The organism is Nonomuraea sp. NPDC049421, from assembly GCF_040677005.1.
GTDB lineage: Bacteria > Actinomycetota > Actinomycetes > Streptosporangiales > Streptosporangiaceae > Nonomuraea > Nonomuraea salmonea.
Genome location: NZ_JBFAQA010000018.1, coordinates 48319 through 73834, shown reverse-complemented (window position 1 = coordinate 73834; position 25516 = coordinate 48319). Strand labels below are relative to the sequence as shown.

Below are 25516 nucleotides of genomic sequence, written 5' to 3'. Positions count from 1 at the left end.
CGAGTATGCATGATGTCTGCATCGTTGCAGAGCCCTCACACCGTCTGATCCCGTCCGGCTAGGAGTCGAAGATGCCCCCATCCCCCATTGGCCGCCGCGGTTTTCTCAAGGGAGCCCTGGGCATCGGGGCCCTCGCCGCCACCGGCTCGCTCGCCGCCGCCTGCGCCGCCCCCGGCGGGACCGGCGCCGAGCCCAGCAAGCTCACCAAGCCCACCGCCGCCGCCTCGGCCGCCAAGGGCGAGATCACCATCTGGAACCGGTCGGGCGATCTGTTCAAGGTGTTCGACGCGGCGATCGGCGAGTTCCGCAAGGCGTACCCGGACGTCAAGGTCGACCACCAGGCCGTGGACATCGACGCCAAGCTCGCCAACACCCTCATCAGCGGCACCGACGTGCCCGACGGCAGCTTCTGGGACGACGCCAAGATCGGCGGGCAGGCCGAGCACCTCTTCGACCTGACGGACCTCATCGCGCCGTACAAGGACCAGACGTCGGCGTACAAGCTGTCGGTGAACACCGTGGACGGCAAGATCTACGGCGTCCCGTGGGACCTCGACCCCGGCCTGCTGTGGTACCGCGAGGACATCCTGGAGGACGCGGGCGTCGACCCGGCGGGCCTCGCGACGTACGACGACCTGCTCGCCGCGGCCAGGACGGTCAAGGAGAAGGACCCCAGGACCAAGCCCATCCACCTGGAGAAGACGCCGTTCCTCAGCCAGCTCTGGCTGGAGATGCTGGCCAACCAGCAGGGCACCAGCCTCACCGACGCGCAGGGCAGGCTGCGCCTCGACTCCGAGGAGTACCGGCGGATCTTCGGCTGGATCGACACGGCGGTCAAGGACGGACTCGTCACCCACGCGCCCTACCTGGAGCCGGCCGACGTCAACACGCTCGACAACGGCCAGCAGGTGTTCGTGCCGTGGGCGATCTGGTGGTCGTTCGCGCCGCAGCAACTGCTGAAGAACACCAAGGGCAGGTGGCGGGCCGCGCCCCTGCCCGCCTGGACGCCGGGCGGCGCGCGCAGCGGCGCGATGGGCGGCAGCAGCTTCGTCATCCCCGCCAAGGCCAAGAACCCTGAGCTGGCCTGGCTGCTGTACGAGTTCCTGTGTTTCAAGGAGCCCGGCTACACCGCCGTCTACGGCCCCAACGACGTCTACCCCGGCGGCCTGTCCACCTCGATCCCGAGTTACCAGCCCGCGCTCGACCCGGCCAAGCCGCTGTTCCAGCCCATCGAGGCGCTCGGCGGTCAGGACCTGTGGAAGGTCGCCGTGGACGCCGCCGCCACCATCCCGGCCGCCGCGCCGATCCCGTGGTGGTGGGCGCAGTCGGTGGACTACCTGGGCAACAACATGCAGCGCCTGATCGACGGCAAGATGACGCCCGACCAGGTGATCTCCGACTCGGCGGAGAAGATCCAGCGCAACCTCATCGACCGCTCATGACGAGTCTCACCCGTGGTCTCCGGCGGCCCGCCCGGCTGTCGCCGTATCTGTTCATCGCCCCGTTCTTCGTGGTCTTCGCCGCGTTCGGGGTCTACCCGCTGATCTACGCGCTGCAGCTCAGCTTCATGCGCTGGCGGGGTGCGGGCGCGGCGCGCTGGGTCGGCCTGGACAACTACCTCTACCTGCTGACCAGCCCCGACTTCTGGGCCTCGCTCGGCAACAGCGCCGTCATGTGGCTGCTCATCGTGCCGATCCAGGTCGTGGCGGGCCTCGGCGGCGCGGTGCTGCTGGCCAACGCCAAGCTGCGGCTGCGCGGGTTCTTCCGGGTGGCGTTCATCGCGCCGTTCGTGACCCCGCTGGTGGCCATGGCGCAGGTCTGGATCGTGGTGTTCGACCAGGACTACGGCCTGGTCAACTACCTGCTCAACCTGGTCGGGCTGCCCGACGTCGGCTGGCTCACCTCCACCACGTGGTCGAAGCCGACGCTGGCGCTGCTGTTCCTGTGGAAGACGACCGGGTTCGCGATCATCATCCTGCTCGCGGGGCTGCAGGCCGTGCCGGGCGGCGTGTACGAGGCCGCCTCGCTCGACGGCGCCTCCCGCTGGCGGCAGTTCTGGTCGATCACGCTGCCGCTGGTGCGGCGGAGCATGGCGTTCCTCGTCGTCATCCAGACGCTGGCGGTCTTCCAGATGTTCTCCGAGCCGTACGTGGTGACCGAGGGCGGCCCGTACGGCTCCACCACGACCGCCGGGCTCTACCTCTACGACCACATCACGGCCTCCGACCTCGGCACCGGCGCGGCGAACTCGTTCCTGCTGGTCCTGCTGGTCTTCGGCCTGTCGCTGATCTCGGTCAGGCTGCTGCGCCCGAAAGACGAGGTGTCATGACGCAGAACAGGCCGGGCATCGTCCAGTACGCGGTGCTGACGCTGCTCGCGATCGCGTTCCTCTACCCCATCTGGTGGGCGGTCAGCTCATCGCTGAAACCGGCGGCCGAGATCATCACGAGCCCGCTGTCGCTCGGCGAGCTCACCCTGGACAACTACCGGGCGATGTTCGCCGACGTGCCCATCGGCACCGGCTTCGCCAACACGGGGCTGGTGCTGGCGGTCAAGGGCGCGATGACGATGTTCTTCTGCCCGCTGGCCGGCTACGCCTTCGCCAAGTACGACTTCCCGTTCAAGAACCTGCTGTTCGGCGTGGTGCTGCTGACGCTGATGCTGCCGACGCTGGTGCTGATCATCCCGCTGCTGCTGGAGATGAGCGCGCTGGGCTGGGTGAACACCTACCAGGCGCTGATCCTGCCGGGCAGCGTGGACGCGTTCAGCATCTTCTGGATGCGGCAGACCATCGCCGCCATCCCGAACGAGCTGATCGACGCGGGGCGGGTGGACGGCGCCGGCGAGTTCGGCATCTTCTGGCGGGTCGTGCTGCCGGTCATCCGGCCTGGCCTCGCCGCGCTGGCGGTGCTGACCACCATGAACATCTACAACGACTTCGTCTGGCCGGTCGTCGCCGTCAACGACACCGCACACCAGACGTTGCAGGTGGTGCTGTCCACGCTGGCGCAGAACGTCACCGGCAACCGCATCGGCGCCGACTTCGCCACCGTCTGGGGCGAGCTGCTCGCCGCCGGCAGCATCGCGCTGCTGCCGCTGCTGGTGATCTTCGTCCTGCTGCAGCGCCACTTCATCAACGGCATCCTCGCGGGCAGCGTCAAGGGCTGACCCCACACATGAAACGGAGAACCATGACGCCGCGTGCGGAATATCCCCGCCCCCACTTCGACCGGTCGCACTCCTGGTCGAGCCTGAACGGCGAGTGGGAGTTCCGGGCCGACACCGAGCCGGACTGGACCGCCACCATCACCGTGCCCTTCGCCTGGGAGACGCCCGCGTCGGGGATCGAGGCGCACTGGCTGCCCCTCGCCTGGTACCGCCGCCGCTTCACCGTCCCGTCCGAGTGGTCGGGGCAGCGCGTGGTGCTGCACTTCGGCGCGGTGCAGCACGAGGCCACGGTCTGGGTGAACGGCACCGAGGTGGTCAGCCATCGGGGCGGTTACACGCCGTTCGAGGCCGACATCACCGGCGCGCTGAGCGGTGCCGGCGCGCAGGAGGTCGTGGTCCGGGTCTCCGCGCCGCTCGACAAGCGGGAGATCGCGCACGGCAAGCAGCGCAGCGTCCCGCGCGACGACTTCGACGGTGTCTGCTTCACCCCGTCGTCCGGCATCTGGCAGAGCGTGTGGCTGGAGGCGCGGCCCGCGACGTACCTGGCCGGGCTGCGGCTGCGGCCTACTGAGGGTCTCGACGGCATCGCGGTCGTGGCCACTGTGGGAGGGCCGGCGGAGGGGGCCCTGCTGCGGCTGACGCTGCGCGGCACGGACACGAGCGTCGAGGTGCCGGTCTCCGGCGGGCGGGCCGAGGCGGTGCTGCCCGTGGCAGAGCCGCGCCTGTGGTCCCCCGAGGACCCGCACCTCTACCACGTGGACGCCGCACTCACCTCCGCCGCCGGCGCCGACACCGTCGCCGCCTACACCGGGCTGCGGCGCATCGAGGTCATCGGCGAGGACCTCCATCTGAACGGGCGCCGCCTGTTCGTACGCGGGGTGCTCGACCAGGGCTACTGGCCGCGTACGGGGATCACCCCGCCGGACGACGCCGCCCTCCTCCGCGACCTCGAACTGGCCGCCGAGGCGGGCTACAACCTCGTGCGCAAGCACCTCAAGCTGGAGGACCCGCGCTTCGTCCACCACGCCGACCGGCTCGGCATCCTGGTGTGGGCCGAACCGGCCGCGACGGGGACGTTCACCGAGGCGTCCGTGGCGGCGTTCGAGGAGCAGATCGCGCCCATGGTCGAGCGCGACGGCAACTCGCCGGCGATCGTCATCTGGGGCCTGTACAACGAGGAGTGGGGCCTCGACTGGGACATCCCCGGCGACCCCGCCAAGCAGGAGGCGGTGGCGCGGGCGTACGACCTGGTCAAGGCCCTCGACCCGAGCCGGCCCGCGGTGGACAACTCCGGCTGGACCCACGTCAGGACCGACCTGCTCGACTGGCACTACTACGACGAGTCCGCCGCCTCCTGGGGCAGGACCGTCGCCGCGCTGCTGGACGGCGAGCAGGACGACTTCCCCGTCAAGCTCGGCCCCGACTACGTCGTGCGCAAGAAGCTGGCCGGCGTCCCGGACCAGCCGCTGCGCGGCCTGCCCAACCTCAACAGCGAGTACGGCACCGGCTTCACCTCCGTCGAGCGGGGCTGGCAGCTGCGCTGGCAGACCCAGGAGCTGCGCCGCCACGACCGGATGGCCGGCTACGTCTACACCGAGCTGTACGACATCGAGCACGAGATGGCCGGCCTGCTCGACTACGAGCGCCGCGCCAAGGACCTCGGCGGTGTGCGGCCGTCCGACGTGAACGCCACGACCACGCTCGTCCTCGACGTCGTCCCCGTCGCACCGGGCCGCGACCTGCTCAGCGCGTCGGGGCGGGTCAGCGTGCCCGTCCGCGTCTCGCACCACGGCGCCGAGCCGGTCAACGGCCACCTGCACACCGCCTGGACGCCCGTCCTCGGCGTGCCGCCCGCCGATCCCGGCGCCTTCGGAGCCGAGGGGCCGTGGATCGAGGCCAAGCCGTTCCTGCTCAGCGGCCCCGCCGAGGTCACCGCCGCGCTGCCGGACGGCTGGACCAGCGGGCGGCTGCACCTGGCCCTCGTCAGCGACGGCGTCGTGGTGGCCCGCTCCGCCGTGGATGTCGACACCCACACAGCTCCCGTCATCGGAGACAACCGCCAGTCCTAGCCAAGGAGAGTAAGCACGTGCGGCTGACACCCCCCGCACGGATCGTGACCGCGTCAGCCCTCATCGCCACCTGCCTCGGAGCACTGGCCGGCCCCGCCTCGGCGGCCCCGGCCGGCCAGGCGCTCCACTCGCCCGACCTGGCCACGTTCCCCCAGGGGGACGCGAGCTAGACGGCGGGCGCACCTGGTCCGCCAGCCCCATCTCGACCGTCACCTCCAACACGCCCGGCTGGGCGCCCGGCGCTCCCGTCCTGTACGAGGTGCCGCGCACGCCTCGTGGACGTACCTGTCGAACTGCACGCGGACCAGCGGCCTGCCGAACACCATCGGGCACGGCATCTGGGAGCCGTGGTTCCTGCTCGCCCCCGACGTCAGCCGAACGGACCGGCCATCTGGTCGAGGGTCTCGCCGATGACCTCACGCAACGTGCGGGCCTCACCCTCCTCGGTCCACACATGGGACGCCAGCCGCAACGCCACCAGGAACGCCGCCGCCAGCACCCGCCCAGGCACGTCACCCGGCCGCCCCGCGACGGCCGCGGCGAGGTCGCTCTCCAGACCGGCGTGGTTGGCGAGCTGCCGGGCCAGCAGGGACGGATGCCGCCGGGCGAGGCGGGTGCGCAGCGCCCATTCGCGCTCCGGCTCCCCCAGCTCCTCCTGCAGCTCCTCGATCGAGACCCGCAGCGCCTGCCAGGCGGTCATGCCGGGCGGCTGGGCGCGTACCCGCTCGACGAGGGCGCCCATGCGCTGCTCCTCGCCGTAGAGCAGCGCGTCCTCCTTGCCGGCGAAGTAGTTGGAGAACGTCCGGCGTGAGATGTTGGCCGCGTCGGCGATGGACTCGACCGTGACCGCGTCGAGGCCGTGCTCGACCACCAGCCGCAACGCCGCCTCGTGGACGGCCTGGCGAGTCTCGGCCTTCTTGCGTTCGCGCAGCCCGGGCGTGGGGTCCATAGTGCGGTCAGCCTACCGGGAGGCGTGCGAGCCCCCGCTGCGGAGAGGGCTCGCACAAGATCATTCTGCCTCAAAAAGATCTTGACCCGCACACCGCCTCCCCTTTTGGCGATGCGACCGGCGTCCGGCGCTTGGGGGACAATCGGCAGGGTGCAGTTCCGCGTACTGGGTCCCCTCGACATACGGACCGTCGCCGGCGAGCCCGTCGCCATCGGCGGCCCCCGCCCGCGCGCGCTGCTGGCCCTGCTGCTCCTCGACGCCGGCCGCCTGGTCCCCCTCGAACGCCTCATCGACGGCCAGTACGGCGACCACCCTCCGTCGGGCGCGGCCAACGCCGTCCAGGCTCAGGTCTCCCGGCTGCGCCGAAACCTCCCAGGGGGCCTGATCGAGTCCCACGGCTCCGGCTACCGGCTCACCGTGGACCGCGAGGACGTGGACGTCCACCGCTTCGACCGCCTGGCCAGGGACGGCCGCGCCCTGCTCGCGGCCGGCCGTCACGCCGCCGCCGCGACCGTCCTCCGCGAGGCCCTTGACCTGTGGCGCGGCCCCGCCTTCGCCGACATCGCCGACGCCCCCTTCGCCGCCGCCCAGGCCCGGAGACTCGACGACCTGCGCCTGTCGGCGGCAGAAGACCTCCATGAGGCCGAACTCTCCCTCCCCGGCGCCGCCCCGCCCGTGACGGGCCTGAGCGACCTGCTCTCCGCCAACCCCCTCAGGGAGCGAACCCGCGCCCTTCTCATGCGCGCACTCCACGCCGCCGGCCGGCAGGCAGAGGCCCTGCAGGTCTTCGACGAGGGCCGCCGCCTCCTGGCCGACGAGCTGGGCGCCGACCCCTCGCCGGAGCTGGCGGCCCTCCATCTGGAGATCCTGCGCGGCCACCAGAACCCCACGTCTCTGATTCGCCCCCCGGCCCAACTGACCAGCTTCATCGGCCGCGACGCCGAGCTGGCCCACCTGGCGGCCTTGAAGGCTCGCCTGATCACCGTCGTCGGCCCCGGCGGCACCGGCAAGACCCGCCTGGCCATCGAACACACCCGCCGCGTCACCACCACCACCGCCTTCGCCGACCTCTCCCTGGTGACCGTGGGCGGTGAGCCGGACCCGGGGTCGGCGGTGGCGCGGGTGATGTGGCAGGCCCTCGGGCTGCGGGAGCCGGCGCTGCGGCCGTCCAACGCCGGCCCCGACCCCGTGCAGCGGCTCGTCGCCGCGCTCGCCGGGCGGGACCTGCTGCTCGTCCTGGACAACTGCGAGCACGTCATCGACGAGGCCGCCACGCTCGTACGCCGCCTGCTCGCCGACTGCCCCGGCCTGCGCGTCCTCGCCACCAGCCGGGAGCCACTCGGCCTCACCGGCGAGCACCTCGTCCCGCTCACCCCGCTGCCCTTCCCGCCGCCCGGTGCGGAGCAGGACCCGCTCGCGTACCCGGCGGTCCGGCTGTTCACCGAACGGGCGGCGGCGGTGCGCCCCGGCGCCCTGGACCCGCGGACGCTGGACGTGGTGGCGCGGATCTGCGCCGAGTTGGACGGGCTGCCGCTGGCGATCGAGCTGGCGGCCGCCAGGGTGCGGACGTTCGGAGTGGCGGAGATCGCCGAGCGGCTGGCCGAGCACGGCCGGTTCCGGCTGCTGTCGCGCGGAGACCGTACGGCGGCGGCCCGCCACCGTACGCTCCACGCGGTCGTCGAGTGGAGCTGGAGCCTGCTGGACGCCGACGAGCAGACCCTGGCCAGAAGGATGTCGGTGTTCAGCGGCGGCGCGACCCTGGAGGCCGTCGAACGGGTCTGCTTCCCCGACGGGGCGGACGTGCTGGCCGGGCTGGTGGACAAGTCGCTGGTCGAGACCGACGGCGGGCGCTACCAGATGCTCGACACCATCCGCCTGTTCTGCCTCGAACGCCTGGCGGCGGCCGGCGAGGAGGCGGCGGTACGGCGGGCGCACGCGGCCTGGTTCCTGGAGTTCGCCGGCCGCGCCGACGACCACCTCTACCGGGACGAGCAGCTCGACTGGCTGGCCCGGCTGTCGGCCGACGACGCCAACCTGCGGGCGGCGCTGCGGTGGAGCACCGAGCACGACCCGGCGACCGGGCTGCGGCTGACGGCGGCGCTGGCCATGTACTGGTGGCTGAGCGGGCGGCGGGGACAGGCCGCCCCGCACGCCGTACGCCTGCTCGACCGCGTCGGCGCGGAGCCACCGGACGGGCTGGCGGAGGAGTACGTGATGACCGTGCTGCACGCCGTCCCCGACGCGGGGTCCCCGCACTGGCGGCGGGCCAGGAAGATCGTCGGGTCGCTGGGACGGCCGATGCGGCACCGGTTCGGCGTGGCCCTCTGGGGCATGATCGCCGGGCCGCCCGGCGAGGACGAGGAGGAACGCGGCCGCCGCGAGACCCTCAGCCACGACCCGTGGAGCCGGGCGCTCGGCGACCTCGGCACCGCCCTCATGAAGGTGCTCAACGGCGCGCCCGCCGAGGCCGAACCCGAGCTGGAACAGGTGCTCGCCGCCTTCGGCCGGCTCGGCGAGCGGTGGGGCAAGGCGCAGGCGCTCGACTGGCTGGCGGTGATCGCGGGCTGGCGCGGCGACTGGGCGCGGGCCCGGCGGCTGTGGCGGGAGGCGATCGGGCTGCTGGAGGAGCTGGGCGGGCTGGACGAGCTGGCCGACATACTGAACCGGCGGGCCGCCGCCCTGTGGCGGGCCGGTGACGTCGCCGCCGCCCGCGCCGACTACGCCCGCGCCGGCGAGCTGGAACGGCGGCTCGGCCGCCCCGAGCTGACCGCCTGGGTGCAGCTCCAGCTCGGCGACATCGCCCGCCACGAGGGCGACCTGGCCGAGGCGGAACGACTCCTGTCGGCGGCGCTGGCCGGCTCCGAGAGCGGCGCCTTCACCTCGGCCGGCACCCGCTCCCACGTCCTCACCGCCCTGGCCCGCCTCGCCGAGGCCCACGGCGACGTCGAACGCGCCGCCGCCCTGCACACCGACGCCCTGACCGCCGCCCTCAGCTCCCCCATGACCTCCGACTGGGCCGACGCCACAGAAGCCCTGGCGGGCGGTCTCGCGACCGAGGAGGCGGCGGAGCGGGCGGCGTTGTTGCTGGGGGTCGCGGTGGCGTTGCGCGGCATGGCGGTGGCGGGCGACCGCGACGTGGCCCGTACCGCCGCGCAGGCCGGCGCGATCCTCGGCGCTGAGGCGTTCGCCGCCGCCTACGCCGAAGGCGCCGCCATGACCAGGGCCGACGCCCTGGCCGCGCTCAAGGCGCCGGGTCGCTGACACCCCGGAAGCGGGCTGTCAGCGAGTGATCGGCGGGTTGTCAGCAGGAGTCGCGAACGTGGGGGCATGCGAAACACCAACGTCCTCATTTCGGGCGCCAGCATCGCCGGACCCGCACTGGCTCACTGGCTCATCCGCTACGGATTCGCCGTCACCGTCGTCGAGCGGGCGCCGTCGCTGCGGCTGGGCGGGCAGGCCGTCGACTTCAAGGGCGCCACCCACCGTACGGTGCTGAGCCGCATGGGCATCCTCGACGACGTGCGCCGGCTCCAGACCGGCGGCAGCGACCAGGAGATCGTGGACGCGGCCGGACGGAAGCTGGCGGTCATCCCCGGCGAGTTCAGCGGCGGCGACGTCGAGATCACCCGGGGCGACCTGTCGCGCCTGCTGTACGAGCGGACCGCCCCCGCCTGCGAGTACGTCTTCGGCGACTCCATCACCTCGCTCACCGAGACCAGGGACGGCGTGCACGTCACCTTCGAACGCGCGGCGCCGCGCACCTTCGACCTGGTGGTGGGCGCGGACGGGATCCACTCGAACGTGCGCAGGCTGGCGTTCGGGCCCGAGGAGGAGTTCGTGCGGTTCCTCGGCCATTACTACGCGCTGGTGGAGACCGGCCTGAACTTCGGGAACCCGGCGAAGATGTACAACGAGCTCGGCCGGATGGTGGTGATGGGCGGGACGAAGGCGCCGGCGTTCTTCGTGTTCGCCTCGGAGCAGCTGGAGTACGACCGTTACGACGTGGAACAGCAGAAGAAGCTGCTCGACCGGGCATACGCCGGCATGGGCTGGCGGGTCCCCGAGATCATGGACGCGGTACGCGACGCGCGCGAGGTCTACTTCGACTCGCTCAGCCAGGTCAGGATCGACCGCTACAGCCAGGGCCGGGTGGTGTTGCTGGGTGACGCGGCGTACGGCAACACTCTGGGCGGTTTCGGCACCGGGCTGGCCGTGGTGGGCGCGTACGTGCTGGCGGGCGAGCTGGCGGCGGCGGGCGGCGACCACCGGGCCGCCTTCGCCGAGTACGAGCGCCAGTTCCGCCCCTACGCCAAGATCGCCAAGAACGGCAACGCGGGCCCGTTCCTCGCCCCGGGCAGCCCGGCCAAGATGCGCCTGCGCAACTGGACCTTCAAGTACGGCTTCCTGCTCGGCCTGATGCTGAAGGCGACGGACAAGTTCGCCACCGACATCAAGCTCAGGTCGTACGAGCAGGTCATGCCGTGAGGCGGCCGGCGGCGCCCTCGATGCGGAGCTTGGGCGGGGCGTCCAGCAGGGGGATGCGGCCGTCGTCGGGGCCGACGTGCCAGTCCTGGACCGGCACCAGCCCGGGCCCGATCAGCTCGAACCCGTCGAACAGCGCCAGCACCTCGTCCCGCGTGCGGAACCTGGGCTGCGCGGGCGAGCCGGCCGTCGCGGCCGCGAGCTGGGCGATGGCCTCGGGGTCGCTGTCGGCCATGGCGTGCGAGATCACCAGGTGGCTGCCCGGCGCCATGCGATCCCTGAAGGCGGCCACGATGCCGGCCGGGTCCTCCTCGTCCATGACGAAGTGCAGCACGCCGACCATCAGGACGCACACCGGCTCGTTGAAGTCGATCAGCTCGACAACGTCGGGGTGGCCCAGGATGTCGGCGGGCCTGCGCAGGTCGGCGTGCACGCCGGCGACGGCCGGCGAGTCGGTGAGCATCACCTGGGCGTGCATGTGGACGACGGGATCGTTGTCGACGTAGATCGCCCGGATGTCCGGGCGCGCCTTGCGGGCGACCTCGTGGACGTTCGGATAGGTCGGGATGCCGGTGCCGAGGTCGATGTACTGGTGGATGCCCTGCTCGCTCAGCTGCCGGACCACCTCGACCTGGAACTGCCGGTTGGCGCGGGCGACCAGGCGGCTGTCGGGGGCGACGGCGAGGAGTCGTTCGGCCACCTCGCGGTCCACGCCCAGATTGTCCTTGCCGCCGAGCAGGTAATCATAGACCCGCGCTGAGCTGGGGACATAAGGGTCGATGCCGGGTGGTACCCGTTCGAGCTCGGTCACAGGGCCGTCTCCTTCACCGCGGGCAGCTTGGCCGTCATATTACTCGCCGGTTGGCTTTCGCACCCGGCATGTGTGGACGCCGGTGGTGAAGGTACTGTCCTCCGCGTACGTAATTACCGCCGCCTGACCGATGCGCTCGAGGCACAAGCCTGTGCATCCTGGTGGGGACGGGTCCGGCGCGAGGGCTCGTTCCGGACCCGAGAGGAGTCGCGAGGGCATGGACAACGCGGCAGGCCGCCCTACCGTGATCTTGGACAACGGTGTCGTCGGCAGGGTGGTGCTGGCTCATCCGTCCCAGCGCGACCTCGTGCTCGTGCTCGGCATGGACGGCACCCTGCTGAGCTGCCGGCTCGACGACATCGCCTGCGTGGTGGGCGGTGACCCGCTGTGCCGTGACGGCTGACCGGTCAGGTCAGGAAACGTTCGATGCCGGCGGCCAGCGAGGTCGCCATGCGCTCGCGGAAGGCGGGGTCGGTCATCTTGGCCGCGTCGCCCTTGTTACGCATGTTGCCGCACTCGATGAACACCGCCGGCCGCTTCGACAGGTTGAGCCCGCCGAGGTCGGTGCGGGTCTGCAGGCCCCTGCGGGCGGTGTAGTTCGCGTACGGCATGCCGGTGCCCTCGCGGAAGGCGTCGCGCACGTCGATGCCGAGCCGGCGCGACGGTTTGACCACGGCGTCGTTGTGGCCCTTGAGCAGGCCCGGCATGATCACGTGGAAGCCGTGCCCGCTGGGCGCGGCGCCGTCGCCGTGGATGGACAGCACCGCGTCGGCCCTGGCCTCGTTGCCGATGGCGGCCCGCTCGGTGACGCAGGGGCCGACGCCCTTGTCGTTGGGCCTGGTGAGCACGACCTTGGCGCCCATGCGCTGCAGGATCGGCCTGAGCCTGGTGGCGACGTCCCAGGTGAAGGCGTGTTCGGGGAAGCCGGAGGCGGTCTGGGTGCCGGTGGTGTTGCAGGGCTTGCGCCCGGTGATGACGTCGACCTGGCGGTTGATCTCCTTGGGGTGGGAGGCGTTGCCGCCGTTGTGCCCCGGGTCGATCACCACGATCTTCCCCGCCAGAGGGCCGGAGGCGGGCTCAGTGGTGGGCGACGCGACCGGCACCGCCTCGCGTACGGCGGGCGCCGCGCCTTCGGCGCATCCGGCGGCCAGGCCGGTCAGCGCGATCAGCAGCTTGATCGACCGGGCCGCGGTCAGGTGGGCGCGCATGGCAACGACCGTACCCGGCCCTGCCTGAGAAACCCACGACCCGCCCTGACCTGGCCTTTCGTGTCGTGACGTGGCCGCGGAACGATGGGAGACTGGCGAGATGATCAGGGGGTACGCGGAGCAGCCGAGCCCGTACGCGGGCGGCCACATGACGCTACGGGTCTCGACGGACGCGCCCAGGTTCCGGGTGGAGTTCCACCGGTACGAGACCGGCATGACGCTGACCGACAAGACGCCGTGGCTGCCCGGCGAGCACGCGCCGCCGCACCTGCCCTCCCACGACTGGGGCCGGCCGGGCACGGGGCTGCGCGGCGAGCCGCTGCGGCCATGGGCGGCCTATCCGGTGCGGGCGCCGGCCGAGCCAGGCGTCTATGTGGCGGTGCTGGTGGAGGGCGACGAGAGCGGCTCCGACCGTACCGACCCTGACCGGACGACCCCCGACGGGCGGGAGGCCAGGGCGTTGTTCGTGGTCAGGCCCGTGCGCCCGGCGGCGCGGATCCTCTACAAGCTGCCGCTGTTCACCTACCACGCCTACAACCTCATCGACGGGCGACCGTACGATCCTGAGCGGCTGACCGGCCACTGGTGCCTCTACACCATGCCCGACCAGGTCCCCGAGCCCGGAGTGTCGCTGCACCGGCCGGGCGGCGGCACCGGGGGCACGCCGTGGGACGTCCACAACTTCGACCCTTACGACCCGACACCGCGCCAGACGTTCGTGCACTGGGACGCCAGGTTCATCGCCTGGGCCGTGCGCCGGGGGTACGCGGTGGACTACTGCACCGATCTCGACCTGCATCGGGAGGGGACGGCACTGCTGGAGCCGTACCGGCTGATGGTGAGCGCGGGGCACGACGAGTACTGGAGCGACGCCATGCGCGCCGCCGTCGCCGAGCACGTCGCGGCCGGGCGGAACGCGGCCTTCTTCGGCGGCAACACCTGCTGGTGGCGGGTCGTCTTCCACGACCCGCTCACCTTCTCCCGCGTCGGCGTCTGGCACGAGGAGGGGCCGCCGGAGAACGAGCTGATCGGCGTCAGCTTCCGCAACGGCGGCGAGCGCGACCGCGACGATCATCCTGAGCCGGTCGGCTACCGGGTGCAGCACGCCGATCACTGGGTCTACGAAGGCACCGGGCTGCGCGACGGCGACACGTTCGGGCTGGCGGAGAACCTCGTGGGGTACGAGTGCGACGGCGCCGACTTCGACCGGGCGGCGGCGCCGCCGTACGCGCCGACGGGTGCCGACGGCACGCCCGCCGGGTTCACCATCCTCGCGGTGGGCGACGCCAGGGCGAGCAGGTGGGGCTTCGGCAACGGCGCCGCCACGATGGGCCTCTACGAGGCCGGCGGCACCGTGTTCAACGCCGCCACCACCGACTGGCCGCGCGGCCTGGCCACCTGCGCGGCGGTCGAGCGCATCACCGCGAACGTGCTCGACCGCCTCTCCTAGGCCCCGGGCAGGCGCGGCTCCTCGTGCTTGCGGATGAGGTACGGCGGCAGCGCCAGGGCGTGCATGCCGGTCGTGCGCAGGGTCTCGATCGAGTGCTCCGGCGTCTCGGTCAGCGGCTCGCCCGGGCCGTTGAGCGAGGTGTTGATCAGCACGGGGACACCGGTGAGCGCGTGCCACTTCGTCAGCAGGGCGTGCAGGAAGGGCGTGGTGGAGCGTTCCACGGTCTGCAGGCGGGCGGTGCCGTCCACGTGGGTGATGCCGGGCAGCCTGTCGCGGTAGGCGGGGCGGACGGCGGCGGCGTACTGCATGAACGGGGCGGGGCGGTCCACCTCGAAGACGCGTCCCGCGTGCTCGGCGAGCACCAGCGGCGCCAGCGGGCGGAACCACTCGCGGCCCTTGACCTCGAAGTTGATGTAGTCCTGCAGGTCGGGGCTGCGCGGGTCGCCGAGGATGCTGCGGTTGCCGAGCGCCCTCGGGCCGGACTCGCCGCGGCCCTGGTGCAGGCCCACCACCCGGCCGCTCGCCAGCAGCCCGGCCAGCTCGCCTGCCAGGTCGTCGGGCCGCTCGGCGTACAGCCCTGCGGGCAGGCCGCGGACGGCCGCCTCGATCGCGCTCTCGTCCGGGTCGGGGCCGAGGAAGTCGTCCGTCCACCGCCACCGGCTCTCGACGCCCAGGCAGGCGATCAGCCCGTAGAGCGCGCAGCCGATCGCCGTGCCGCCGTCGTGCGGGCTGGGCGGGATGAACAGCTCGCGGAAGGGCGACTCGCGGATGAGCCGGCCGTTGGCCGAGCAGTTGAGCGCGGTGCCGCCGGCGAAGGCCAGCGCGTCGAGGCCGGTCCTGTCGTGCAGCCAGGCGACGACCTGGGTCAGCGCCCGTTCGAAGGCGCGCTGGCCGGCGGCGGCCAGGTTCGCGGCGCGGCGGAACTCCTCGCCGCCCGGCTCGTAGAGGTAGGCGTCGCGGTCGGCGAAGAGCTCCAGCCAGGCGGGCGGGATGTGCACCTCGTGGCCGCGTACGTCGAGGTCGGGCAGGCCGAGCGCATCGGGGTCGCCGAACGGGGCCAGCCCCATCACCTTGCCCTCGTTGCCCTCGCCCTCGGGCCACAGCATCTTGGTCAGCAGCGCGTAGAAGCAGCCGAGCCCGGCGGGCCGCGTCCAGTCGCCGTCCCAGAGCTGCTTGGCCAGGCACTCGATGCGGCCGCCACGCGAGCACCGGTAGAAGGAGGCCACCTCGAGCAGGTCGCCCCCCGCGTCCCCCGGCAGCTCGACCTGCTCGGTGAAGTCCCTGACGTGGCTGCCCTGCGCGTCGATCACCAGCCCGGCCGCCTCGTCGAACGGCGAGGGGTAGAACGCGCTGTAGAGGTGGCTGAGGTGGTGGGAGACCAGGACGATCTGCGCGTTCTCCTTGAGCCCGAGCGTCTCGCGCACCTCCTCCTGGTACGCGCCCGAGTGCTCGATCTCGGTGTCCGACGAGTACCCCTCGACCACGAGGTCGATCGGCTCCTTGAGGAGCGGCATGGCGGGCAGGTAGCGGTCGGGCAGGTCGCCGAGGCGACCCCAGTGGTGCTTTCTTCGGCTGATTCGCTCCTTCTGCAGGCTGTACATGCCCGACTCGCCCACGGCGACGGCAATGGAACCATCCTGGGTGCGATTTATACCGACAACAATGGGAAAGTCCGCCATGTTGCTGCCTCCTGATCGTGATCACGGGCACCGATACCCCAGGCCAGAACAAGTGGATCTCCCAACCGCGTAAGGGACACGTCAGCTCTTAGCGGCCGAGCACGTCACGTGCCGGTCGGCGGGGTGGTGAGCAGGCTTTCCTCTCCGATTTCGGAAGCACACCGGGCGGTCCGGTGTTTACGCTCCCATAGGGATGGGCGCCCTTCGGCGACCACCTCTCACAGACCCTCCAGGCACCGCACCACTGACGAGAGGAGACCTGGAGCAATGAGAGAGACCATCGAGACCTGGCCGGTCAGCGACAGAGGCGCCGGGCAGGAGATGTCCTTCCGGCCCGGCATCCGCACCGCCACACCCGCCGACGCCGCGAGGGCGGCCGAGCTGATCGCCACCGCGTTCGCCGGACTGCGGTCCGTCGCCTACCTGGTGCCCGAGCGCAGGCGGCGGCACCGGGTGCTGACCGACACCTTCCTGATCGTCGTCGAGCACGCCATCGAGCACGGCGCGGTGCACCTCATCGACGACGAGGCGGCGGCCGTGTGGATCCCGTACGCGGAGGGCGCGTCCGAACCAGCCGACTACGACCGGCGGCTGGGCGAGGCCACCGGCGAGTTCGCCGACCGGTTCCGGCTGCGTGACGAGCTGTTCCGCCGGCACCACCCCAAGGAGCCGCACCACTACCTGGCCTGTCTCGCCGTCCACCCCGACTGCCAGAACCAGGGGCTCGGCACGGCCCTGCTGCGTCACCAGCACGCGAGGCTCGGCGGGCTGCCCGTCTACCTGGAGGCCAGCGACCCGCGCAACCGCGACCTGTACGCCCGCCACGGCTACCAGGCCCGCGAGCCGTTCGCGCTGCCCGACGGCGCGCTGTTCTGGCCGATGTGGCGCCCCGCCACACCCTGATGGGGCGGCTTGGCATGCCCTGACGTGACGGCCGGAGCAGGCCCTGACATGACGGCCCGGGCAGGCCCTGACGTGACGGCCCCGGCACGGCGCTGACCCGCACCCGCTCTGAGCAGCGGTTCGGCGGGCGCTGATCCATACCGCCTCAGCATCACTCCCTCCGCGCGGTTCACAGACCGGCGGACATGGCTCATCGTGTGGGTGATCGCCCCACGTCCCCGGCCAGCACCCTCGGCCGGTCGTGGCTGCCCGCACCCCGCACACCCTGCCGGAGGGAGTCCCCATGGTCCGACGGATGCTCGTCGTGCTCGCCGCGGCCTTACTCGTCCTGAGCCTCGCGCCGCCCGCGCAGGCCGCCCAGGGAGAGGTGTACGTCGCACTCGGCGACTCGGCCGCCTCAGGACCGCTCATCCCGAACCAGATCGGCCCCGACTACGGCTGCTGGCGCTCCGACCGCAACTACGCCCACCTGACCGCCCAGGCCATCGGCGCGAGCGTCCTGCGTGACCGTACCTGCTCAGGCGCCGAGACCGACGACCTCTACAACTCCCAGAGCACCGACCTCGGCGACGTGCCGCCCCAGCTCGACGCCGTCGGCCCCGACACGACCCTGGTCACCGTGCAGATCGGTGCCAACGACCTCGGCCTGACCGACTTCATCGAAGACTGCCTCAACCTGCTGCCCCCGCCCGTCGGCGACGCCTGCAACGACGACTACGTCGTGGGCGGCCAGGACAAGTGGCGGGTCGAGACCGACGCGTTACGGCCCCGCCTGCTCACCCTGGTCTCCGACATCCGCGCCCGCGCTCCGCAGGCGCGGATCTTCATGGTGGGCTACGCCACGTACGCGCCGCCGAACGGCTGCTACCCGCGCGTCCCCATCATCCGCGCCGACGCCAACTACATCAGGGCCACGCTGATGTACTTCAACCAGATGCTCGCCGAGCAGGCCGCCGCGGCCGGGGTCGGCTTCATCGACCTGCAGACGCCGAGCGCCGACCACTCCCCGTGCGCCTCGTCCGGCCGGCGGTGGATCGAGCCGTACGTGCCCACGTCCCCCGCCGTACCCTTCCACCCCAACGCGCGCGGCATGCGCGGCTTCGCCACCGCCGTCACCGCCGCCGTCACCTCCGTCCTGTGACCGCGGGCCGGCCCCGCCATCGTTCGCGGCGGGGCCGGTCAGCAGGTGAGTGCCCTACAGCACAGGCTGGATGTAACGTTTTGCACAGTCCGGACGGCCTCGGCGTGCTTACCCTCCGCGGTATGAGGGAGTCGCTGTCCGTGCTGCTGCTCGGCTCGCCGCGGCTCGCCGCCGGGGGCACTCCGCTGGGCGTGCGCTCCGCCAAGGCGCGGGCCCTGCTCTGCTACCTCGCCACCGCGCAGGCGCCCCGGCCGCGCGCCGAGCTGGCCACGCTGCTGTGGGGCGAACGGCCCGACGCCAACGCCCGCGGCAGCCTCCGGCTCGCCCTGTCCGAGCTGCGCAGAGAGGTGGGCGACTGGCTGGACGTCACCCGCGAGCACGTCTGCTTTCCCGCCGCCGAGGGCTGCTTCGTCGACCGGCACCAGCTCGCCGGCGCTCCTCCGGTCGCCGAGGTGCTGCGGTTGTGGCGGGGCGACTTCATGGACGGGGTCTCCTTCTGCGACGCTCCCGCCTTCGGTGACTGGCTGGCCGCCGAGCGGTCCCGGGTCCGGCTGCTGCTGCGCGAGGTGCTGCTGCGATCGGCTACCTCGTCGCCGTGCGCGCAGGTGGCGCGGCTGGCGTCCGTCGTGACGGGGCTGGATCCGTACGACGAGGAGGCGTACCGGGTGCTCATGACCGCCCTCGCCCGCGCGGGCAACCGAGCCGCCGCCCTGGCCCGCTACGACGAGCTACGTCAGCGCCTCACCACCGACCTCGGCGTGGACCCCGCCCCGGAAACCCAGGCCCTCCGAAGGGAGCTGACCGGCCCCGGCCTCGTCCCGGAACCCCGGCGGGCGCGCGGACTACCGTCAGCAAAGCGCCGGCCGGGCGCCTTGCCCGTCCCCTCGACCGAACTGATCGGACGCGAGGCGGACGTCCGCCGATTATGCGCCCTGCTCGACCGCGAACGCCTGGTCGTCCTCCTGGGACCGGGCGGCATCGGCAAAACCCGCCTCGCCATCGCCGCCGCCCACTGTCGCGAGCCGACGGAGGAGGGGCGTGCCGAGGCGGCGCGGGGAGAGGCGGCGCGGGGAGAGGCGGCGCGGGGAGAGGCGGCGCGGGGAGAGGCGGGGCGGGGAGAGGCGGCGCGGGGAGAGGCGGGGCGGGGAGAGGCGGGGCGGGCCACGGCGGGGCGCGTGGAGGCGGTGTTCGTGGGGTTCGCCGGGGTGCGGGGGGAGGCGGCGGTCACGACGTTGGCGCGGCGGCTCGGAGTGGATCTCTCGCCCTCGCGACCGGCGCTCGATCTGCTGCTCGCCGCCCTGTCAGGACGATCACGGCCGCTCCTGCTGGTGCTCGACAACCTTGAGCAGCTGCCCGCCTTCGACGCGGTGATCGGCCGGATCCTGGAGGCCGCTCCTGCCGTGCGGGTGCTGGTCACCAGCAGGCGGCGGCCCGAGCTGCCGGGGCAGAAGGCGATCACCGTACGGGAGCTGGCGGCGGAGGCGGCGGAGGCGCTGTTCGCCGCCCGCGCGCGGGCCGCGCAGCCCGCGTTCGACCCGGAGCGGGAGGCGGCGCCGGTGGCCGCGATCTGCGCCGCCACCGGCGGCCTGCCGCTGGCCATCGAGCTGGCGGCCGGCCTGCTGCGGGCCGTGCCCGGCGCGGAGCTGGCCCGGCTGCTGGGCGCCGACCTCGGCCTGCTCTCCGTGGCCGGCCCCGCCGCCCGTCCCCGGCACGCCTGCATGCGGACGGTGTTCGAGACGTCGTGGCGGCTGCTGGACCAGGAGGGGCAGGCGGCGCTCGCGGCGCTGTCGGTGTTCGGCGGCGGGTGCACGCTGGAGGCGGCCGTCGAGGTCGCCACGACCACCCCGGACGTGCTGGTACGCCTGGTCGACCACAGCATGCTCCAGCTCACCCCCTCGGGCAGGTACGCCGTCCACCCCCTGATCAGGCAGTACGCCGCCGCCCACCTGACCCCCGCAGAACGCCGGGCCGCCCGCCGCCGCCACGCCGCGTACTTCGGCCGCCTCCTCGAAACCCACGCCACCGCCCTCCAGGACGCCGCCGACACCGAGGGCACCCGCCTGCTGGCCCCCGAGCTCGACAACGTCAGAGCCGCCTGGGCCACGTCGGGCCGCCCCCGCTTCCTGGAGCTGTACTGGACGTTGTGCCTGCGCCTGCACCTGTACGAGGAGTCGGCGGCCGTCGTGCGCCGGCACCTGGCGGGTACCGACGAGGAGCCCAGGCTGCGGGCCAGGCACCTGTGGATGGCCGGCACCAGCGAACACCACCTGGCCCGCGAACGCGAGGCCACCTGCCTGGCGAGAACGGCCCTGGCCACCCTGGGCGAGCCTTTGCCCGAGTCCAGAGCGGGCCTGCTCATCGCGACCGCTACCGCCGCCCTGCCCGCCACCCTGTCCGCCGCCCTGCCCGCCGCCCTGCCCGCCACTGCCCGCCGGCTGCTTCCCGGGGGCAGGTCGCACGGCGCGGAGGCGGCGCAGGCGCTGACGATGCTGGCCAGGCTGGCCTACCACCAGCAGGACGTGCTCACGATGCTGGCCGCCTCCCTGCGCCAGCTCAAGGCCGCCGACCGGTCGGGCGACGCCGCGCTGCGGGCGGAGGCGTACGCGAACGCCGCCACCATCGCCCGCCTCGCCGGGCTCCGCCGCACGGCCGACCGCTACGGGACCATGGCCGACCACGCCCTGGCCGCCGTCACCCACCCCGCGGAGCCCGCCCACCGCGCCCACCTGGCCCGCGGCATCGACCAGCTCCACGCGGGCTCCTTCGAAGCAGCCAGGCGCTCGTTCACGACCTGCCGGGCAGGGACCCTCGCGCCCCGCGTGGCCGAGAACTGCGCGGGGATGCTCGCGGAGACCGCCCTCTGGCAGGGCCGCTTCGAGGAGGCCGCGGACCTGTTCGCCGCCACGGCGGAACAGGCGGCCACACGGGTGGGCGACGACATCGGCCGTCACTGGTGCCTGATGGGCCGGGCGGAGGCCCTGCTCAGGCTGCACGACCTCCCCACAGCCCCCATAAGCGACGTGCTGGCAGCGGCCCGCGCCTCCCACGACCGCCGCCGCACCCACGCCGAGGAGCTGGGCCTGCACGACGGCCCCACCATGACCACCATCCAGGAGATGCGCCTCCTGACCGCCACCGCCCGCCTCACCGGCGAGCCGGAGCGCCGGGTGGTGGGCGAGGTGGTGGGCGAGGCGCTGGGGATGGCGGAGCGGCTGCCCTCGGCGCAGCGGGGGATGCTGGAGTGCTGGGCAGGGCTGGCCGAGCTGCTGTGGGCGATGGATCCGTGGCCGGACCCGGCCGTCGCGCGGCGGCTGCATCGGCATCTCGTCCGGTTCGTCCGCCGCAACCCGGGTGCGGCGGCCCGGGTGGGGTGGGCGCGGGCGCTCGTCCTGGCGGTCGCCGGCAGGCGGGGTGCGGCTCGGCGGGCGGCGGAGGAGGCCGTGCGGGTGGCGACGCGGCTGGACGTCCCGTATGACCGCGTACGGGCGGAGGCCGTCGTGGCCTGCCTCACCTACCCCGGCTCGATGAAAGTTTCATCACTTCGGCAGCGGTGATCGTGAGGTGCCGCCGCCGGACGAGGCCGGAGCAGGACGGGACCGTTGACGGGGAGGCGGTGGACAAGGAGGATCGGGGCGTTCTGTTGGGAGCGCTCCCAAAACCTAAGGAACCTCCATGAAGAGATACCGGGCCGCCTTACTGGCCCTCATCACCACGCTCGCCTTATCCCCCGTCACCGCCGCGGCGGCGGACGAAGGCCCCGAGCAGATCGTGAACGGTACCTTCGACACCGGCACCGCCCCCTGGTGGGGCACGGCGAACATCACCCTGGCGGTGGAGGACGGCCGTCTGTGCGCCGACATCCCCGGCGGCACCGCCAACCCCTGGGACGTCATCATCGGCCAGGACAACCTCCCCCTGGTGGCGGGCGAGACCTACGCCTACAGGTTCTACGCCTCGGGCACCCCGGCCAAGGTCGGCAAGGCGCTGATCCAGCTCCCGGTGGACCCCTGGACGCAGTACTTCGCCGCCAACCCCGAGCTGAGCGTCTCGGGCAACGACTACGCGTACACGTTCACCGCCCCCGTGTCGCTGACGAACGCGCAGGCCGTCTTCCAGCTGGGAGGCAGCGCCGAACCCTGGAGATTCTGCATGGACGACGTGTCGCTCAAGGGCGGGGCGGAGCCGGAGGTGTACGAGCCCGACACCGGCCCGAGGGTACGCGTCAACATGGTCGGCTACCTCCCGGCCGGCCCGAAGAAGGCGACGCTGGTGACGTCCGGGACGAGCGCCCTGGAGTGGGAGCTGAAGAACGCGGACGGCAAGACGGTGGCGCACGGCAGGACCGTCCCCAGGGGTGTGGACGACAGCTCCGGCCAGAACGTGCACACGATCGACTTCGGCGCCCACCGCAAGCCGGGCGCCGGCTACACGCTGACGGCGGACGGCGAGACGAGCCGCCCGTTCGACATCAAGGAAGACCTCTACGACGAACTGCCGACGGACGCGCTGAAGTTCTACTACCCCCAGCGCAGCGGCATCGAGATCCTCGACAGCCTCAGGCCGGGTTACGGCCGTCCGGCCGGTCACGTCGGCGTCGCGCCGAACCAGGGTGACGTGGAGGTGCCCTGCCAGCCCGGCGTCTGCGACTACACGCTGAACGTCAAGGGCGGCTGGTACGACGCGGGCGACCACGGCAAGTACGTCGTCAACGGCGGTATCTCGGTCCACCAGCTCATGTCCACGTACGAGCGGGACAAGGCCGCCTTCCGCGACGGCCAGCTCAACATCCCGGAGAGCGGCAACGGCCGCCCCGACATCCTGGACGAGGCCCGCTGGGAGCAGGAGTTCCTGCTGAGCATGCAGGTGCCGGACGGAAAGCCGCTCGCGGGCATGGCGCACCACAAGATCCACGACCAGGCGTGGACGGGCCTGCCGCTGCTGCCGCACCTCGACCCGCAACCGCGCGAACTGCACCCGCCGTCCACCGCGGCCACGCTGAACCTGGCCGCGACGGCGGCGCAGGCGGCCCGGCTGTTCGCGCCGTACGACGCGGCGTTCGCGGCGAAGAACCTGGCGGCGGCGCGCAAGGCGTGGGCGGCGGCCAAGGCGAACCCGGAGAAGTACGCCGACCCGAACGACGGTGTCGGCGGCGGCGCGTACAGCGACGGCGACGTCAGCGACGAGTTCTACTGGGCGGCGGCGGAGCTGTTCATCACGACGGGTGAGAAGGAGTTCAAGGACTTCGTGCTCGCCTCGCCGCACCACACGGGCGACATCTGGCGTGATCGCGGCTTCGACTGGGGCAACACCGCCCAGCTCGGCCGCCTGGAGCTGGCGACCGTGCCGAACGCGCTGCCGGACCGCGCCAGGGTGCGGCAGTCGGTGGTGCAGGGGGCCGAGAAGTATCTGGCGATCCAGCAGGCGCACCCGTACGGCATCCCGTACGACGTGCCCGACTACGACTGGGGCTCCAACAACCTGGTGCTCAACAACCTGGTCGTGCTGGCCACCGCGTACGACCTGACGGGCAAGGAGAAGTACCGGGCGGCGGTCAGGGAGGGCATGGACTACATCCTCGGCCGCAACGCGCTCAACCAGTCGTACGTGACCGGCTACGGCGAGGTCGCCTCGAAGAACCAGCACAGCCGCTGGTACGCCCGCCAGCTCAACCCCGAGCTGCCCAACCCGCCGCGCGGCACGCTGGCCGGCGGCCCGAACTCGGCCATCCAGGACCCGGTCGCGCAGCGCCTGCTGCAGGGCTGCGAGCCGCAGTTCTGCTACATCGACGACATCGAGTCGTGGGCGACGAACGAGCTGACCATCAACTGGAACTCGCCGCTGGCCTGGGTCTCGGCGTTCCTGGCCGACCGGGGCGAGCGCTCGGACTGCAAGGTACGCTACTCGGCGCACGGCTCGTGGCCGGGCGGGTTCACCACGCAGGTCGTGATCGAGAACATCGGCAAGAAGGCGGTGGACGGCTGGCAGTTGCGCTGGTCGTTCCTGGCCGGTCAGGAGGTCGGGCACTCCTGGGGGGCCGAGGTCTCGCAGGACGGCTCGGTGGTGACGGCCGAGGGCACCGGCTGGAACGACCGGATCAAGCCGGGCGGGACGGTGACGTTCGGCTTCAACGGCACCAACCCGTCGGGGCCGAACCCGGCGCCCGAGGTGTTCCACGTGAACGGGGCCCGCTGCGGGTGAACCGCCCATTCGGTTCGCCCGGATTTAGGTAGTTACGTCCTCGAACGGCGTGAAGACCACTACGCTGCCGGACGGAGCCGGAACCGATCGCCCCTCGCGACCGGACCGGCTCCGCGGGGACGGGCCCTGGCGGCGCCGTAGCGCCTCGGCCCCGGTCACCGGGCCGGGTGTACGCACCCGACCGGCATGTCCGGGGGCGGGCGCCGGCGCACGGCCATCGCCAGGGCCCTCATGTTCGCGGAGCGCCGCCGGCTGCGGATCATCCTCGGGAAGCTGCGGCTCGGCACGTCGGAGGCCAGGCCACAGGGGGCCGACTTCCTCAAGTACACACTGGTGTACGACCGGCACCGCGTCAGCCGCTACTCTTTGCCAGCGACCTGGAAGCCCGTCGTGGGCGACCTGGAACGGGCGATGGAAAGTACTGGGCGCCTGACTGAGCCGGTCGCGGGCAGGAGAACGGCGTGCTCAGCATCGGGGTCCCGCTCTCGCTGTCCGGCCGGTACGCCCGGTTCGGCGACCAGGCCGCGCGCGGCCTCGACGCCTGGCGCTCGCTCACGGACGGCGTGGAGCTGGTGGTCGAGGACGACAAGAGCGACCCCGAGGTGGTCGAGCGCGTGCTGCGCGACCTGGCGGGGCGCTGTGACCTGCTGCTGGGGCCGTACTCCGCAGGGCTCGCCCGCCGGGCCGGCCGGGTCGCCGTGGAGCAGGGGCTCCTGCTGTGGAACCACGGAGGCTCCGGCGGCCCCGCCTTCCCCGGTCACGTGGTCCCCGTCCTCACCCCGGCGAGCCGGTACGCCGAGCCGTTCGTCCGGCACCTCGTACGCGGCGGCGACTCGCGCCCGCTCTGGATCGTCCAGGGCACCGGCCGCTTCGCCCGCGAGGTGGCGCTGGGCGCGGAGCGGCGGGCGCGGATCGCGGGCCTGCCGGTGACCAGGCAGCGGCCGCGCGACCGGTCGTGGCACCTGTTCAGCGCGGGCTCGTTCGACGAGGACGTCACCACGGTGACGCACACGGAGGTGCCGGGCGCGGTGTGCGCGGTGGCGGCGGGCGTGCGCGCGTTCGGCGAGTGCGTACCCGATCCGCGCGGCGTCTACGGCGTCGGCCAGTGGTTCCCCGGCAGCGGCGCCGAGGCGGCGATCGGCTGCGCCGAGTCGGACTTCATCGCCGCGTACGGCGGGCCGCCCGACTATCCCGCCGTCCAGGCCGCGGCGGCGGCGATCCTCGCCGTCCACTGCGCGGAGCTGGCGGGCGGCACCGCGCCCGATGACCTGTGGCGGGCCGCCGCGGAGCTGCGGACCACCACCCTGTACGGCGCCTTCGCCCTCGACCCCGGCACCGGCGTGCAGACCGGCCACCGGACGGTGCTCACCCGCTGGGAGCCCGGCGGCCCGGTCAGTTACGAGTAAAACTCTCCATCAAGTGATTGACCAAGGGGCCGGACCAGAACTACCGTCGGCC

18 protein-coding genes are annotated in these 25516 nt (G+C 72.4%); 14 read left to right on the top strand and 4 right to left on the bottom strand.

The genetic code is table 11. The annotated features are described in order from the left end of the window. The first annotated feature begins 71 nt into the window (after positions 1–71). From AB0K18_RS28295 to AB0K18_RS28275, 5 genes are read left to right on the top strand one after another with little or no spacing between them, the layout of a single operon-like run. Positions 72–1442 carry a substrate-binding domain-containing protein gene (locus AB0K18_RS28295; RefSeq protein ID WP_364919880.1) on the top strand — a complete coding sequence of 457 codons (1371 nt, stop codon included), beginning with the start codon at positions 72–74 and terminating at the stop codon, positions 1440–1442. Next, positions 1439–2329, top strand: coding sequence for a sugar ABC transporter permease (locus tag AB0K18_RS28290; protein WP_364919877.1), 891 nt, complete (start codon positions 1439–1441; stop codon positions 2327–2329). Before AB0K18_RS28295 ends, AB0K18_RS28290 begins: the two co-directional genes overlap by 4 nt. Beyond that, on the top strand, positions 2326–3168 hold the full coding sequence (locus AB0K18_RS28285; protein ID WP_364919874.1) for a carbohydrate ABC transporter permease: 843 nt from the start codon (positions 2326–2328) through the stop codon (positions 3166–3168). Before AB0K18_RS28290 ends, AB0K18_RS28285 begins: the two co-directional genes overlap by 4 nt. A 23-nt stretch (positions 3169–3191) precedes the next feature. Beyond that, entirely contained in the window at positions 3192–5237 is a 2046-nt protein-coding gene (locus tag AB0K18_RS28280; protein ID WP_364919871.1) for a sugar-binding domain-containing protein, read from the top strand. A gap of 17 nt (positions 5238–5254) precedes the next feature. Beyond that, positions 5255–5407, top strand: a complete 153-nt coding sequence (locus AB0K18_RS28275) for a hypothetical protein (RefSeq protein WP_364919868.1) — start codon at positions 5255–5257, stop codon at positions 5405–5407. A 200-nt stretch (positions 5408–5607) separates the two neighbouring features. Here the strand turns inward: AB0K18_RS28275 and AB0K18_RS28270 are convergent, their stop codons facing one another. Further along, the gene (locus AB0K18_RS28270) at positions 5608–6186 is read right to left on the bottom strand and encodes a TetR/AcrR family transcriptional regulator (RefSeq protein ID WP_364919865.1); all 579 of its coding nucleotides are present in this window, start codon (positions 6184–6186) and stop codon (positions 5608–5610) included. A gap of 150 nt (positions 6187–6336) precedes the next feature. Here AB0K18_RS28270 and AB0K18_RS28265 point away from each other — a divergent pair, with 150 nt between their 5' ends. Together AB0K18_RS28265 and AB0K18_RS28260 are read left to right on the top strand one after the other, a co-directional pair. Next, the gene (locus AB0K18_RS28265; RefSeq protein ID WP_364919862.1) at positions 6337–9447 is read left to right on the top strand and encodes a BTAD domain-containing putative transcriptional regulator; all 3111 of its coding nucleotides are present in this window, start codon (positions 6337–6339) and stop codon (positions 9445–9447) included. Between the two features lie 66 nt (positions 9448–9513). Next, positions 9514–10671, top strand: coding sequence for an FAD-dependent monooxygenase (locus AB0K18_RS28260; protein WP_364919859.1), 1158 nt, complete (start codon positions 9514–9516; stop codon positions 10669–10671). Here AB0K18_RS28260 and AB0K18_RS28255 read toward each other — a convergent pair. Further along, positions 10661–11479, bottom strand: coding sequence for an SAM-dependent methyltransferase (locus tag AB0K18_RS28255; protein ID WP_364919856.1), 819 nt, complete (start codon positions 11477–11479; stop codon positions 10661–10663). The two genes, AB0K18_RS28260 and AB0K18_RS28255, sit on opposite strands and share 11 nt — an antisense overlap. Before the next feature lie 217 nt (positions 11480–11696). Here AB0K18_RS28255 and AB0K18_RS28250 point away from each other — a divergent pair, with 217 nt between their 5' ends. Further along, a complete protein-coding gene (locus AB0K18_RS28250; protein WP_345392058.1) occupies positions 11697–11882 on the top strand; it encodes a hypothetical protein in 186 nt (61 codons plus the stop codon). Between the two features lie 4 nt (positions 11883–11886). On the opposite strand, the gene AB0K18_RS28245 is transcribed toward AB0K18_RS28250, so the two are convergent. Continuing rightward, a complete protein-coding gene (locus AB0K18_RS28245; RefSeq protein WP_364919853.1) occupies positions 11887–12687 on the bottom strand; it encodes an N-acetylmuramoyl-L-alanine amidase in 801 nt (266 codons plus the stop codon). A 100-nt stretch (positions 12688–12787) separates the two neighbouring features. Here AB0K18_RS28245 and AB0K18_RS28240 point away from each other — a divergent pair, with 100 nt between their 5' ends. Further along, complete coding sequence (locus AB0K18_RS28240; protein ID WP_364919851.1) at positions 12788–14137, top strand: N,N-dimethylformamidase beta subunit family domain-containing protein; 1350 nt, start codon at positions 12788–12790, stop codon at positions 14135–14137. On the opposite strand, the gene AB0K18_RS28235 is transcribed toward AB0K18_RS28240, so the two are convergent. Continuing rightward, positions 14134–15738, bottom strand: a complete 1605-nt coding sequence (locus AB0K18_RS28235) for a carbamoyltransferase C-terminal domain-containing protein (protein WP_364919848.1) — start codon at positions 15736–15738, stop codon at positions 14134–14136. The genes AB0K18_RS28240 and AB0K18_RS28235 overlap by 4 nt on opposite strands. 345 nt (positions 15739–16083) lie before the next feature. On the opposite strand from AB0K18_RS28235, the gene AB0K18_RS28230 reads away from it, so the two are divergent. The 5 genes from AB0K18_RS28230 (at position 16084) to AB0K18_RS28210 (ending at position 25464) form a co-directional block, all read left to right on the top strand. After that, positions 16084–16719 carry a GNAT family N-acetyltransferase gene (locus tag AB0K18_RS28230; protein ID WP_364919845.1) on the top strand — a complete coding sequence of 212 codons (636 nt, stop codon included), beginning with the start codon at positions 16084–16086 and terminating at the stop codon, positions 16717–16719. Between the two features lie 283 nt (positions 16720–17002). Beyond that, positions 17003–17860 (top strand): SGNH/GDSL hydrolase family protein, encoded by an 858-nt coding sequence (locus AB0K18_RS28225; RefSeq protein WP_364919843.1) that lies wholly within the window; start codon positions 17003–17005, stop codon positions 17858–17860. A 122-nt stretch (positions 17861–17982) separates the two neighbouring features. Further along, positions 17983–21414, top strand: a complete 3432-nt coding sequence (locus tag AB0K18_RS28220; protein WP_364919840.1) for a BTAD domain-containing putative transcriptional regulator — start codon at positions 17983–17985, stop codon at positions 21412–21414. A 118-nt stretch (positions 21415–21532) separates the two neighbouring features. Further along, the gene (locus tag AB0K18_RS28215) at positions 21533–24058 is read left to right on the top strand and encodes a glycoside hydrolase family 9 protein (protein WP_364919837.1); all 2526 of its coding nucleotides are present in this window, start codon (positions 21533–21535) and stop codon (positions 24056–24058) included. A 461-nt stretch (positions 24059–24519) separates the two neighbouring features. Further along, entirely contained in the window at positions 24520–25464 is a 945-nt protein-coding gene (locus AB0K18_RS28210) for an ABC transporter substrate-binding protein (protein WP_364919834.1), read from the top strand. The last annotated feature ends 52 nt before the right edge of the window (positions 25465–25516 follow it).